This is a genomic window from Bryobacter aggregatus MPL3 (assembly GCF_000702445.1).
In the GTDB taxonomy this organism is placed as follows: Bacteria; Acidobacteriota; Terriglobia; order Bryobacterales; family Bryobacteraceae; genus Bryobacter; species Bryobacter aggregatus.
The window spans coordinates 591,882-605,222 of record NZ_JNIF01000004.1; the positions used below are offsets into that span (position 1 = coordinate 591,882).

General features: G+C 56.7%; 11 protein-coding genes. 9 read left to right on the top strand and 2 right to left on the bottom strand.

Annotated features, from left to right (window positions below; genetic code table 11):
• The first annotated feature begins 10 nt into the window (after positions 1-10).
• The 9 genes from M017_RS0122290 (at position 11) to M017_RS29510 (ending at position 10,614) form a co-directional block, all read left to right on the top strand.
• Positions 11-616: a thymidine kinase gene (locus tag M017_RS0122290; RefSeq protein WP_031500404.1), complete on the top strand. Its 606-nt coding sequence runs from the start codon at positions 11-13 to the stop codon at positions 614-616.
• A 75-nt stretch (positions 617-691) separates the two neighbouring features.
• The gene (locus tag M017_RS0122295; RefSeq protein ID WP_031500405.1) at positions 692-1,573 is read left to right on the top strand and encodes a hypothetical protein; all 882 of its coding nucleotides are present in this window, start codon (positions 692-694) and stop codon (positions 1,571-1,573) included.
• A 564-nt stretch (positions 1,574-2,137) separates the two neighbouring features.
• Complete coding sequence (locus M017_RS0122305; protein ID WP_202901709.1) at positions 2,138-2,923, top strand: rhomboid family intramembrane serine protease; 786 nt, start codon at positions 2,138-2,140, stop codon at positions 2,921-2,923.
• Between the two features lie 32 nt (positions 2,924-2,955).
• The gene (locus M017_RS0122310) at positions 2,956-4,140 is read left to right on the top strand and encodes a VWA domain-containing protein (protein ID WP_051670729.1); all 1,185 of its coding nucleotides are present in this window, start codon (positions 2,956-2,958) and stop codon (positions 4,138-4,140) included.
• Positions 4,141-4,252: 112 nt separating this feature from the next.
• Positions 4,253-4,714, top strand: a complete 462-nt coding sequence (locus tag M017_RS29770; protein WP_272945411.1) for a response regulator — start codon at positions 4,253-4,255, stop codon at positions 4,712-4,714.
• A gap of 27 nt (positions 4,715-4,741) precedes the next feature.
• On the top strand, positions 4,742-6,529 hold the full coding sequence (locus tag M017_RS0122320; protein WP_051670731.1) for a glycoside hydrolase family 3 protein: 1,788 nt from the start codon (positions 4,742-4,744) through the stop codon (positions 6,527-6,529).
• Between the two features lie 21 nt (positions 6,530-6,550).
• A complete protein-coding gene (locus M017_RS0122325) occupies positions 6,551-7,246 on the top strand; it encodes a metal-dependent hydrolase (protein WP_031500411.1) in 696 nt (231 codons plus the stop codon).
• A complete protein-coding gene (locus M017_RS29980) occupies positions 7,243-9,369 on the top strand; it encodes a VWA domain-containing protein (RefSeq protein ID WP_031500412.1) in 2,127 nt (708 codons plus the stop codon). The genes M017_RS0122325 and M017_RS29980 overlap by 4 nt, the downstream gene beginning before the upstream one ends.
• A 6-nt stretch (positions 9,370-9,375) precedes the next feature.
• Positions 9,376-10,614 carry an MFS transporter gene (locus tag M017_RS29510; RefSeq protein ID WP_202901710.1) on the top strand — a complete coding sequence of 413 codons (1,239 nt, stop codon included), beginning with the start codon at positions 9,376-9,378 and terminating at the stop codon, positions 10,612-10,614.
• Here M017_RS29510 and M017_RS0122340 read toward each other — a convergent pair.
• Both M017_RS0122340 and M017_RS0122345 read right to left on the bottom strand, forming a co-directional pair.
• Complete coding sequence (locus M017_RS0122340; protein WP_031500414.1) at positions 10,577-12,151, bottom strand: L-lactate permease; 1,575 nt, start codon at positions 12,149-12,151, stop codon at positions 10,577-10,579. The genes M017_RS29510 and M017_RS0122340 overlap by 38 nt on opposite strands.
• A 10-nt stretch (positions 12,152-12,161) precedes the next feature.
• A complete protein-coding gene (locus M017_RS0122345; protein WP_031500415.1) occupies positions 12,162-13,340 on the bottom strand; it encodes a hypothetical protein in 1,179 nt (392 codons plus the stop codon).
• Position 13,341: the final 1 nt, after the last annotated feature.

Sequence of the window (13,341 nt, forward strand, 5' to 3'; positions counted from 1 at the left end):
ACTATCCCGTATGGACTTTTTGGCAGGCAACATGGGTTGGATTGAAGTGGTATGCGGCCCAATGTTTTCCGGCAAGAGCGAGGAGTTGATTCGGAGACTGCGCCGGGCCATGATCGCGCGTCGCCGTGTACAAGTATTCAAACCCGTTCTGGATAACCGCTATTCAAAAGAAGAGATTGTCAGCCACAGTGACCAGCGTCTCGGATCGACCACTGTCAACAGCGCCGACGAGATCTTGAAGCAGCTCGATTGGCGGACACAAGTGATTGGCGTTGACGAGGCCAACTTTATGGGCCCCGGCTTAGTAGAAGTGTGTGGGCAACTGGCTGATTCCGGCAAGCGCGTCATTGTGGCTGGTCTTGATACCGACTATATGGGACGGCCCTTTCCTCCCATCCCCGACTTGCTCGCCATGGCGGAGAGCATCACCAAGACCTTGGCCATTTGTATGAGGTGTGGCAATCCTGCAAAACAAACGCAACGCCTGGTTGAGAGCGAGGATCTAATCGTTGTGGGAGCGGCCGGGATGTATGAAGCGCGCTGCCGCGCTTGTTTTGAGGCAGGGGTCCCCAAGCAGGAAATGTTACCCTTCTCGCGACCCGTTTCTCGCGGTTAAGGACGCTATCCTGTTGAGCGCAAAGCGACACCCGCTACGAATCTGGTAAATTGAGCCAACGAGGAGAATCGAAATATGTCCGATATGCAAATAGGGCAGCCACAGGCTGCGAACAGTGGTGGTGGCTTGAAGATCCCGATCCTGTTTGGCGCCGTGATCGCATTACTGGCGTCCAATGTCTGGTTGTTCCTGCAGCTCGATAAGATGCGCGGCGAGATGGACAAGGTCCAGGTGCAACTGGAAGAGAAGTTGAGCGATGTGCGGCAGACGGCTACTGCATCTTCGCAAACCAGCCGCCGCAATCTGGAAGCCATGCAGGAGCAGTTAGAGACGGCGCGCCGCCAGGCCGCCATGGCTGTTGGCCAAGCCAAGGTCGAAGCGGATACGAAGGTGACACAGATGGCTGCCCGTCTGGAAAACGAACAGCGCAAGACCAAGGAGCAGCTCTCGACCGAGATCACACAGAAGGTCGGCGAGGCTTCGGCAGTGGCTGAGACCAAGGTGAACGAAGTGAAGACCGAAGTCTCTGCGGTGAAGACGGATGTGTCGAACACGAAGTCCGAACTGGAGAAGACCATTGCGAATCTGACGAAGGTCACGGGCGACCTCGGTGTCCAGAGTGGCTATATCGCGACCAATGGCAAAGAGCTGGAGGCGCTCAAGCGGCTAGGCGAGCGCAACTATTACGAGTTCAACCTCGGCAAAACCAAGACCCCGACTCGTGTTGGCGACATCATGGTCCAGTTGAAGAAGACCGACCAGAAGAAGAACCGCTACACGATCGAAGTTACGGTCGATGACACTCGCGTCGAGAAGAAGGACAAGACCGTCAATGAACCGGTGCAGTTCCTCACTTCGAAGGCTCGGCAGCCGTATGAACTTGTAGTCAACCAAGTGAAAAAAGATGTCATTGTGGGTTATTTGGCCACACCTAAGGTGATGGAGCCCCGCAAGTAATCCAGCTCTCCATATTTTTGGACCGTTGTGAAAACCGCCGCCGCTCTCTTGAGAGGGCGGCGGTTTTTTTCAATATTCCTGACAGGAATAGGGAAAGAATTTCAGACCTCCCTCCAACGGATGAGCGGAACGCGCCCGTTTCGGCGCGTATTTGCTCAGTAAGCCATGCTCGCATCCTTTGGCATTGCGATTGCATCTTACTTAGTAGCTAAGGGTTCACTCTAAAAATGTCTGTCAAAGTTTTGGTTCGAGCGATCCCAGCGCAAATTCTGCCCGACTTTCAATTCGGAGAAGATACTTTACAAGCGCTGCGGCTCCTGATGTTCTTGTTGAAACCGGCCTCTCTGGCCGCATTTCTTCTTGCCACGTGGCGTTTTGTTGCTGATCTCGGTTGGACCTCCGAGTTCTTGATTTCAGATGGCCTTGCCTCCCATTGGCAGCTGTGGGCCGTTCTGGGTGTCGTAATGTGGTCCGTTGAGACCGCATTTGAGAAAAGCCTGAACAAGCAGTGAGAGTGCTTTGATATCGTGGTGTTAGCCGCGAGGCATTGGTTGGTTTCTCAGCATGCGATATCCAGGTGGTAGTTCTTATTACGCGACGCCTTCCATGTCCATTCCTCCGGGAGTGAAATGGCTGTTGGTCAGCAATGTCGCGATTTTTCTGCTGTACTTCATCGCAACCATTCCACAGCCGGGTTACGGGTGGTTATTTTCCCCCTTTAGCCTGACCCCGGTAAAGGCTGTTGAGGGTTTGCAGGTCTGGCAGGTGTTCACCTACCTGTTCCTGCATGATCCCAATGGATTCAGCCACATTCTCTTCAACATGCTGGCGCTGTATATGTTCGGCAAGACGCTGGAAGAGACCTGGGGCACCGAGCGGTTTCTGCGCTATTACTTCGGTTGCGGCATCGGTGCTGGCCTCTGTGTGATTCTGGCCGGGTACCTCACGGGGGATCCCTATACCTCCACCATCGGCGCGAGCGGAGCCATCTTTGGCTTGCTGCTCGCCTTTGGCGTGCTCTTTCCGGATTCCACGGTTCTGATGAGCTTCCTGTTCCCGATCAAGGCGAAGTACATGGTGATGATCGTGGGCGCCATTACCTTTCTGAGCATTCCGAAGAGCGGCAGCGGTGTCAGCCATGTTGCTCATCTGGGCGGCATGATCGTCGGCTACTTGCTCTTGAAGACCAGCTTCGGACAGCGCCAGTTGAACCGGAGCCGCTATACCCGGGAATCTTTACTCAGCCGGGTCACCGGAGCATGGCGCGAGTACCGGCTGCGGCGTGCCCGGAAAAAGTTTCAGGTTTACATGTCCAAACAGAACCGCAAGGATGGGCCGCGCGTCCACTAAGCAGTTGTGCAGTCTGCGTTAAAGTGGGTGTCATGAAGTCTCCGGTCTTGTTCTCTCGTGGTTTCGCAAGTCCTCTGGTCGCGCTGATGCTCGTTGCGGGTTTGTCGATTGGGGCTCTGTCCATGATCGATTCCGTGCAAGCGCAGAGTGGGCCGAAGAAGGAAAGCGGCGAAACCGTTGCAAAACCTCGCAAGAAGTCAGGCGATAAAGATGCTCCGGTTGAGAGCGAGTTGCCAAAGATTCCTTCAAAACTGAACAAAAAAGGCCAGGTGGATCTGCCAGAAGGAATGCCTACCTTCCGTACTGACTCGACCAGCGTCAATGTGGATGTTGCTGTGTTGGACAACAAAGGCCGCTTCATCCCGAATATTCCTGCCGGCAACTTCCGCATCCTCGAAGACAACGTACCCCAAAAAATCTCAAACTTCTCGATGGGCGAAGCGCCCATGACCATCTGCATGGTGATCGAGTTCTCGAACCTGTTCCAGCAGTATTGGACCAGCAGTTGGTACGAAACGCTGCAGGCCTCTTATGGCTTCCTTGAGACGCTCAAGCCGGAAGATTATGTGGCGGTGGTTGCCTATGACCTGCGTCCGGAAATCCTCAGTGATTTTGCAACCGATAAGCGCAAAGCCTACGAAGCCATGCAGCGCCTGCGCATTGCCGCCTTCAGTGAGTCCAACCTCTATGATGCGATTACAGACACCGCAGAGCGCATGACAGAGATTGAAGGACGCAAAGCGATGGTGCTGATTGCCTCCGGAATCGACACCTTCTCGAAACAGACTTTCGATCAGACGAGAAAGAAGATTCAGGCTGCTGGCGTGCCGATCTATGCGATCGGTATTATGCAAGCGCTGCGGGAGATTGTCGATGCTCGTGGCGGCATGGGCGCGATCCAGCGTCTGGACTTTCTCCAGGCCGACAATCAGATGCGGACTTTCGCCAAAGAATCGGGCGGAATGAGCTTTTTTCCGCGCTTCTTCGGTGAATTTCCCAGCATTTATGGGGCAATCCACCAAGCGATGCGCAATCAGTATTCTCTGACCTTCGCTCCCACCAATCAGGCCAAGGACGGCAAATTCCGCAAGCTCAAAGTGGAACTGATCAATCCTGCTACGAATGAGCCGTTGCGCATCACCGACGAGAAGAACAAACCGATCAAGTACCAGATCGTTGCCAAGATCGGTTACACCGCCCCGCGCGAAGTGGAGTAATTCTGCCCAACGGGTTACAGTCCGATGTCAAGCGGTAAAACCTTTGCGAAATGAGGCGTATAGGAAAGTATTGACGGGGCAATTTTTTCTCTGCTACCTTGCAATGGTCCGCATGAGAATTAGCAAGTCACCCTCCTCATCCCCGTCCGCAGTTATTCTTTTGGTGGATGACAACAGGATGGGGTTAGCGGCGCGCCGGGCTGTTCTGCAGGAGTTGGGTCATACCGTAGTGACGGCTGTGAATGGGCAAGACGCCTTAGGTTTGACGGAGGCCCAAAGCTTCGATCTGGTCATCACGGATTGGAAGATGCCAAAGCTCGATGGTATTGAATTGATTCGAGAGCTGAGAAACCGCTTGTATCCAGCTCCGATCGTGTTGCTCTCCGGTTTTGCCGATAGTTCTGGCTTGCACGAGAGCGAATCTGGAGCCGACGTGGTGGTCCAGAAAAGTGCGAATGAAGTGCAGGTTCTGATCAGCACCGTGAAGCGGCTGCTGACCCGCAAGGCGCTTCGCAAGGGCCCTGCCTCGCAACTCCCCGCTAAGGCCACAAAAGCAAAAGGCAAAGCCAGCTAAGAGGTCTGTAGAAGGTTATAGTGGGAATTGTCGCGGCAATTCTTTTCTCTCATCCTTCTGTTGTGTTTGATCGGTGTGCCAGGGCTGGCCCAGCGCCGCTCTGCCCGCGCGGTTTCGAAGAAGCCTAGCGCGCCTGTTACGATTCCCACCCTCCCAATCCACTTTCCTCGCAATACAGCTCCTGAAGTCCGTGCAGTCATGCGCAAGCTGACCCTGCGCGAGATGGTGGCTCAGCTTGTCATCATTCCTTTCTATGGCGACAATCCTTCGCGCCAGCGCCGGGAGTATCAGGAATTCTACCGGCTCGTGCACCAGACCGGAGTTGGTGGATTGATTCTGTTGAATCGCACGCCCAGCGGGCAGGTGCTGCAAGCGGAACCCTTTGCGGTAGCCTCTTTTCTGAATCGCATGCAGAAAGGGTCGAAGTTGCCGCTCTTGGTGGGCGGCGATTTCGAACGGGGTGCTTCGATGCGACTCTTGCATACGACAAAGTTCCCGCACGCGATGGCTTATGGCGCGGCTAATGATCTGAGCGCCACGCGCAGAGCCGGCGCCGCCACTGCGCGCGAAGCCCGTGCTCTTGGCTTCCAGTGGGTCTTTGCGCCCGACGCGGACGTCAATAATAACCCCGATAATCCAATCATCAATACGCGGAGCTACGGGGAAGATCCGCAACTGGTGGCTGCGCACGTCCAAGCCTTCATCGAAGGGGCTCACGAGGCGAAGGAGAACGGCATCCTGGTCACGGTGAAGCATTTTCCCGGTCACGGAGATACGGCTACCGATACGCATGTCGGCATGGCCCGGATCTCTGCCGATCGCGAACGCCTGGACCGTCTTGAGCTCATACCCTTCAAGGCTGCCATTGCGGCGAAGGTCGATGGCGTCATGACAGGGCACCTTGCTGTTCCTTCGATCGAGGAGCAGGACATTCCGGCCACCGTTTCTGCAAAGGTAATTCAGGGACTGCTGCGCAAGGAGCTTGGCTTTGAAGGGCTTGCGGTCACCGACGCGATGGACATGCAAGGGCTGAGTCGGCAGTATTCCGCAGGAGAGGCTTCTGTTCGTGCGCTTGAGGCGGGGATCGATGTGTTGCTGATCCCGAGTAATGCCGACGCAGCGATCAAGGGCGTGATGGACGCGATTGTGTCCGGCCGTCTCACCCAGGCCCGCATCCATCAGAGCGTCGTGAAGATCCTCAGCGCCAAGCACCGCCTGGGGCTCTTCCACAATCGTCTGGTCAATCTCGAAGAGATCAGTGAACAGATTGATTCTCCTGAGTTTGCCGAGTTGGCGCAGACCGTGGCCGAGAAGGCCTTGGCGACGATTCGCAATGAAGGCGGCATACTGCCGTTGCGGGATCCGGCCAAGGCTTGTCTGGTGGTTCTGGCCGAGGCGAAGCAGACGACCTCCGGACGGCGCATGATCGAAGACGCTTTGACCCGTTCTCCCCAAATGAAGACGCTGTGGTTGGAGCCGTCCATGAAGCCGGAAGAGCTCGCTGACTCTGCGGCTCAACTCGGCGACTGCTCACCTGTGGTGGTTGCTGCTTTTGTTCCGGCTGCCTCCTACAAAGGCGATCTGATTTTGCCAGGGAATTTCACCGGCTTTCTTGAGACCGTCTTGTCCAGGCCCGCCCCGGTAGTTCTTTGCGCCTTGGGGAGCCCCTATCTCCTCCGGCGCTTTCCGCAGGTTGCCGCGAAGGTGGCCACTTTTTCGACGACCGTCACCAGCGAGGCAGCTCTGGTGCGTGGGCTTTTCGGCGAAGTTCCAATGAACGCAAAGCCACCGGTGACCCTCACCCCGATCCCCTGACGGCCTTGCGACAATAGGCGCATGATCGACGTTACGTGGCTTGGCCACAGTTCCTTTGCCTTGCAGCTCGAAAGCGGTGAAACCTATCTTCTCGATCCGTGGCTTGGCAATCCGAAAGCTCCCAAAGACTACAAGCCTTCGCGTGTCGATGGCATCCTGCTTTCTCATGGCCACTCGGATCATACCGGTAGCGTGGTGGCGCTTGCCGCGGAGTTCCGTTGTCCAGTGCTCGGAATTGTGGAGTTGTGCGGCCACTTCGCCTCGAAGGGCGTTGCCAATACGATTGGCTTCAATAAAGGTGGCACCGTAAAGCTTGGCCCACTTTCTGTCACCTTGACGCACGCCTTCCACTCCTCAAGCGAGGAGGGCGAGAATGGCTCCGTCTATCTGGGAGAAGCTTGTGGCTTGATTCTCACCGTGCCCGATGGGCGGTCAATTTACTTTGCTGGCGATACCGATGTCTTTGGCGACATGGCGCTTCTGGCAGCGCTCTACAAGCCGGAGATTGCCTTTCTGCCCATCGGTGACTTCTACACGATGGGGCCGAAGCAGGCTGCGCACGCTTGCCGTCTGCTCCAGGCCAAAACGATTGTGCCGATGCACTATGGCACTTTTCCGGCGCTTACGGGAACTCCTGCAGAATTACGATCTTTACTCAGTGATTTTTCAGATATTCGTATCGAGGAATTTAGGCCGGGACATACAATAACGCTATGAAATTTTTGTGTCTGCTCATGGCGCTATCCATGCTCTCGGGGCAGGTGGCGCCAGACGACACAATTCGCGTCAACGTCAATTTGATTCAGTTGGATGTGAAGGTGACGGACAAGAGCGGGCGCGATGTTCCGGACCTCAGCGTAAGCGATTTCGAAGTCTTGCGCGACGGCAAGCGGCAAACGATCGACAAGGTGCTTTATGTTTCCGGGCAGCGTCCTGGGGCGGCACGTGTCGGGCCTGCTCTTGCGGGCCTGCCTGTCGCAGCACTGCCGTCCGTACAGCCGCGCCGCCAGGACATTCGCAGAACGATCGCCATTTACATCGACGACCTCAGCTTGTCGATGGAAAGCATTGACAGAGCGAAGAATGCGTTGAAGAAATTTATCGAGGAACATATCCAGCCGGGCGATTTTGTTGCGCTGTATCGATCTTCTTCCGGGGTCGGCATGCTCCAGCAATTTACAACCGACAAGCGGCAGTTGCTGGTTGCGGTGGACCGGACAGGCTTTCGCAATCGCAATGCGGTGGATTCGCTGGCTCCCGTCGACGACGAGCGCATGGAGCAGTCTGACAATCCGACGCTGGCTCAGCAGGCAATGGAGATGCGGCTGCGGGAAGATATCCAGCGGCGAGAGCGCCAGGATCTGCTCACGGCGGGGATGCTCGCGACTGCTCGCTTTGTTGTGAAGGGTTTGCAGGAGTTGCCGGGACGTAAGTCGCTCATCCTGTTTTCAGAAAGTCTTCAGATGATCGATCAGCCGCGTGGGATGACGAACTCCGGGATGAGTGCTGAGATGCGGATGATGCCGGGGATGAGCGGTGGCATTCGGCAACGCACCCTCCAGTCTCTCGAAGGGTTGATTGACGCGGCCAATCGAGCTGGTGTGGTGCTGTATCCGATTGATCCACGGGGCTTGAGTGTCAATGGAATGACGGCTGCCGATAAGCCCTCATCCGAGCCCTTCCGCGCCCTGAGCCAGATGCAGGAGAGGCGTAACGATTTCCTTTCCTCGCAAGACGGAATGCTCATGCTCGCCGATCAAACCGGTGGAGTCTTCTACGGCAATACCAATGACATTGGCGCCGCACTCAAGGGAGCCTTGGATGATCAGGAGGGTTATTACCTGATCTCTTTCCGTCCGGACGACGCTACGTTCGAGAAGGCAAAGGGAGAGGCGAAGTTCCATAAGTTCTCTGTGAAGGTCAATCGATCTGGCCTCAAGCTCCGGTATCGCAAGGGCTTTTATGGCGAGCCAGACCAGGAAGCGGACCGCACGTCTTCCTCGAATCTTGTCACCTCCATGACCTCCCCTTTTCGAGCAACAGAGGTTGGTTTGAAGGTGAGTCCCATCTACTACGACGATGCAACGGAGGGCGCGAAGATCCGGGCATTGTTGCACATCGATGCGTCGAACTTTACTTATAAAGAGGTGCCGGCAGATGCGGGCGACAAGAATCAGGCGCCTTGGTTTGAGACCTCAATCGATCAACTGGTGATGCTCTACGATGAGTCCGGGCAGCGGGCGGAGTCGGTTGGCAAGATGCATACGATCAAGTCGCGCGGGAGCGCCTTTGAGAAGCTGAAGCAGGGTGGGCTACGGCAGGAAGTGGAGGTGCCGGTCAAACGTCCGGGAGCCTATCAATTGCGTGCCGCCATCATGGACCAAAGCTCAAAGCGGACTGGATCTTCGATGCATTTCATCGAAATTCCGGATCTCAGGAACAAGCGGCTCGCGATGTCGGATCTAGTGCTGAGTGTCTCTGATTGGGAAACAAACGGACAACCTCAAAGTGGACCGACGCAACGCATCTTCAAACCTGGCGCCAAGCTCGCTTATGGAGGATTTATCTATAACGCGAAGGTGAATCAGGGAAAAAAGAATGCCGATCTGGAGACGCAGATTGTGCTGTATCGGGAAGGCAAGCAGATCTATACCGGCACGCTGACCCCCTTTCGGCCTGAGTTTGCCCCGGATTCGTCATATAGCCTCATTGGCTCTGTCCAACTCGGTCCCGGCACCCAAGCAGGCGGCTATGTGTTGCAGGTGGCGATTCGGGATCTGAACGCGCCGAAGAAGCAACAGTTCTTCGTTCGTTCCGTGGATTTTGAAGTGCGACCCTAGAAGATCGTGCGCATTCACTACGCTTGGGTCATTGCAGCGATCTCGTTTCTGATTCTGATTGCTTCTGCTGGAGTCCGGGCGACCCCCAGTATTCTGATGGTGCCTCTGGAGGCGGAGTTCGGTTGGACGCGAGCCGCGATCTCGGCCGCCATTGCCGTCAATATTGCTCTCTTTGGAATGATCGGCCCTTTTGCGGCGTCGCTCATGAATCGTTTCGGCATCCGGAGGATCGTTGTGTCGGCGCTGCTTGTTCTTGCGGTTGCCGTTGGTGTCACCAGCCAGATGACGCGGCTCTGGCAATTCACCTTGCTTTGGGGTGTCCTGGTGGGCAGTGCGTCCGGGATGACGGCCTTAGTCTTTGCCGCTATCGTGACCAACCGCTGGTTTGAGGAAAGGCGTGGCTTGGTCATTGGCGTCCTGTCTGCGGCCAATGCGACGGGGCAACTCGTTTTCCTGCCGCTGCTGGCGACGACTGTGGTGGCAAGCGGGTGGCGGAGTGCGTCGACACTGGTCGCCATTGCGGCTGCCATCATGTCGCTGCTTGCTTTCCTCTTCCTGAGGGATCGTCCCGAAGACCTGGGCCTCAAGCCCTACGGCTGGACTCATGCGACGGTGGCTCCAACCGCGCCGCCGAAGTCTCCGCTGGCGGCGCTGGCCTGGGCCTCGAAGCAAAAGGCGTTCTGGGTGTTGGCCGGCAGCTTCTTTGTCTGTGGTGCCAGCACCAACGGCCTTGTCGGCACGCATCTGATTCCGGCTTGCCACGATTCCGGCATTGCAGAGGTACAGGCCGCCGGATTGCTCGCGATGATGGGGATCTTCGACATCCTTGGGACCTCCGCTTCCGGCTGGCTCACCGATCGCTACTCGGGCCGTTATCTGCTGTTTGCCTATTATGCGTTGCGTGGCATCTCGCTACTATTTCTGCCCGCGACGCTTGCCCAAGGGGGCACGGCCTTGGCCTGGTTTGCGATCTTCTATGGCCTCGATTGGATTGCCACCGTACCGCCCACGGTGCGACTGACCTCCGACTATTTCGGACGGGAGAATGTCGGTGTCGTGTATGGCTGGATTGGAGCCTCGCACCAACTCGGCGCTTCGCTCGCAGCCTTTGGTGCGGGCGCGATTCGTACTGGCCTGGGCAAATACGATCTCGCGTTTTGGCTGTCTGGCGGAGTCTGCTTTGCGGTGGCCTTTGTCTTTCTCTGGCCTAGAGCCTGGAGTACACAAAGGTCAGCAGTCCGATGATGCTGGCCAGCAGGACACTGTGTTTGAAGGTAAAGCGGAAGAGCCTGGCCTGATCTTCGGTTGACATCTTTGTTGCCGCGGCCGCGACGGCAATGGTCTGCAGCGAGATCATTTTGCCCATCACGCCGCCGGAAGAGTTCGATGCTGCCATCAGCACCGGATCGAGGCCGAGTTTGCCCGCGGTGACCACTTGCAGGTTGCCGAACAGCGCATTCGCACTGGTGTCGCTTCCCGTCAGGAACACGCCAAGCCAGCCGAGCATTGCACTGAAGAAGGGGAAGAACACGCCGGTTGCTGCAAAGGCGAGACCGAGCGTTCCGGTGGCGCCGGAGTAATTCATCAGAAAAGCCATACCGAGCACGCTGCACACGGTCAGGGTGGGCAGCCGCAATTGCACGGCGCTCTCTTGGACGACATGGAAGAACTGCTTCAGGGTTACCTTCAGTACCAAGGCGCTGAGGATGGTTGCGACCATGCAGGAAGTGCCGGCAGCGGCCAGGAGATTGAAATTGAACACCGCCGCATAGGTGGTTTGCTTCACCATGACAGGTGGCATGCGCATCGCCAAATTGTGGAGCATCGGCCACTCGATCTTCATGGCGCTGGCATTCAGCATCTTGGCGATCGGCTCATGCCCCCAGACGAGGACGCAGCCCACCAGCAGCAGGTAGGGGCTCCAGGCGTGGAACACCTGGCCAATCGGCAAGGCGAGGGAGGAGTTCTTCTTGATCACCAGATACAACAGCAGCGCGATGATGGCGCTGAGTGAACTGAGGATGTCGACCAACTGCGCGCCCAGATAATTCGAAACCAGAAACTGGACGCTTGCAAATGCGCCGCCACAGAGCAGAGAAGGGAAGAGCACTCTGCGCATCACCGCAAAGCCCTCGGTTGCGGCAATCAGATAGGCGGGGATGAGGAAGGAGACCGGGGCGCAGAGCCGGCCCACTTGCGCGCTGAGCTCCGGCAGTGGCAGGCCGGTGATGCCGGCAAGTGTCACCACTGGAATTCCGATCGATCCGAATGCGACCGGCGCTGTATTGGCTAACAGGCAGATTGCCGATGCTTCAAAGGCGCCAAAGCCCACGCCTACCAGCATTGCGGCGGCCACAGCGACCGGCGTTCCAAAGCCCGCGGCGCCCTCAATGAATGCGCCAAACGCAAAGGCGATCAGCAGCGCTTGTAGTGGTCTTTCGCCGGTGAGCGAGGCGATCGATTGCTTGATCACTTCAAACTTGCCGGTGATCACTGTCAGCCGGTATAGGGCGATGGCCCAGAAGATAATCCAGGTGATCGGAAACAACGCGAAAGCTGCGCCATAGCCGACGCTGGACACTGCCATCAAGCCAGGCATTCCATAGCCGGCCAGCGCCACCACGAGAGCCGATGCCAGACCGCTCATCGCCGCCATCCATGCGGGTTTTCGCAATACTCCAAGCATCACCAGGAGGACAAAGATCGGAATCGCCGCCACCAGGGCGCTACCCCAAAGTCCTAGTCCACCCATCTCATAGCTTTGAGTCCAAACAGTGTTCATACGCAGGAGATTATTCCATCACATTAGGCCCGGGGATTGCGGGAGAATTGCGTTTTTCTCGAATCTCGCGGATCGCTCTTGCCAGATCTTCGGGCCGATAGACTGCAATGACTTTGCCTTTGGGGCCGGTCCTCACGAACTTCTCGATCAGATCGGAAGTTGAGGACTGCCAGGGTGTCAGAGTGACATAGAAGGTGGGCGGCATCTGATTCCTTTGCTCCCGTAACAAGGGGGAGATTTTGGGACCATAGCGCCAGGAGGGCCCGAGAAAGACAACGGCATTACTTGGTCCGTTGCGTTGCAGCTCTTTGCCCATCAGATCGGCGAGCAGACTGCTTTCATCGGGTCCGGCCAAGGTCTTCGCCGAGACCGTTCCCAGATTCAGATCCGCTAGGGCTTCGGTGAGCTTCTCAAAGGCTGCTGCGTCGAAATGCTCACTCTCGAACAACACCCTGCGCCCGTCGAAATCAAAGACCGTCACCCTGGCTTCCTCAAAGCCCCCGCTTTCGAGCAGGCTCTTCATCGAACTCAGCAGAACATTCTGTTCCCAGGCGGAAAGTTTTGCCTTCACCTTCCGGCGAAGAAGAGGCGCGGCATGGACATAAAGGCTGAGCTTTCCACTGCCACCCACCAGCCCCTTCCATGTATTGAGTCCATTGGCGGCTACGGCTCCCGGCGCAAGCTGCAGTGGGACATCGAGCTTTGCCGCCTCCAGCTTCCATGCCTTGGTGCAGGTACGGCCCTGTCCATCGGCTACGAGGAGAGAGACGCGAAAGCGTCCCGGGCCGGTGAGAAAGCCTCCGCCCAGATTCATCATCGTGTTCTTACTTGTCCAGGCTTCGGGGGGCGCATTGCGGGGCAATTGGGCCGGGGCGAAGAAGTAGCTCTTCTTACCGTTGGTTTCGGAGATCACTTCCAGGGCCATCAAGATGGGCTTGTCCCGTCCCCCGCTGGCGAACTCCCGCATTGGGACGAGGACGTCGTAGCCAGTCCAGAATTGAAAGTTGTAGGACAGGCGGGATGGGATGGGTTGGATCTCGCAATTCAACCTGGAGGATTCTTTGCGGATCGTCTCAATCCCGCCTTCAAAGTAGGTCGCGATTTCTTTGGCGCGCCAGTCATTCTCCCGAAGCAGGATTTGACCCCAACTCAGGCTTGCAAGGAACAGCAGGAGTGCAGCTCGCCACATC

Coding starts and splice junctions, on each gene's coding strand:
- M017_RS0122290 (WP_031500404.1), top strand. CDS start 11: ATGGACTTTTTGGCAGGCAACATGGGTTGGATTGAAGTGGTATGCGGC.
- M017_RS0122295 (WP_031500405.1), top strand. CDS start 692: ATGTCCGATATGCAAATAGGGCAGCCACAGGCTGCGAACAGTGGTGGT.
- M017_RS0122305 (WP_202901709.1), top strand. CDS start 2,138: ATGCGATATCCAGGTGGTAGTTCTTATTACGCGACGCCTTCCATGTCC.
- M017_RS0122310 (WP_051670729.1), top strand. CDS start 2,956: ATGAAGTCTCCGGTCTTGTTCTCTCGTGGTTTCGCAAGTCCTCTGGTC.
- M017_RS29770 (WP_272945411.1), top strand. CDS start 4,253: ATGAGAATTAGCAAGTCACCCTCCTCATCCCCGTCCGCAGTTATTCTT.
- M017_RS0122325 (WP_031500411.1), top strand. CDS start 6,551: ATGATCGACGTTACGTGGCTTGGCCACAGTTCCTTTGCCTTGCAGCTC.
- M017_RS29980 (WP_031500412.1), top strand. CDS start 7,243: ATGAAATTTTTGTGTCTGCTCATGGCGCTATCCATGCTCTCGGGGCAG.
- M017_RS0122340 (WP_031500414.1), bottom strand. CDS start 12,151: ATGAACACTGTTTGGACTCAAAGCTATGAGATGGGTGGACTAGGACTT.
- M017_RS0122345 (WP_031500415.1), bottom strand. CDS start 13,340: ATGTGGCGAGCTGCACTCCTGCTGTTCCTTGCAAGCCTGAGTTGGGGT.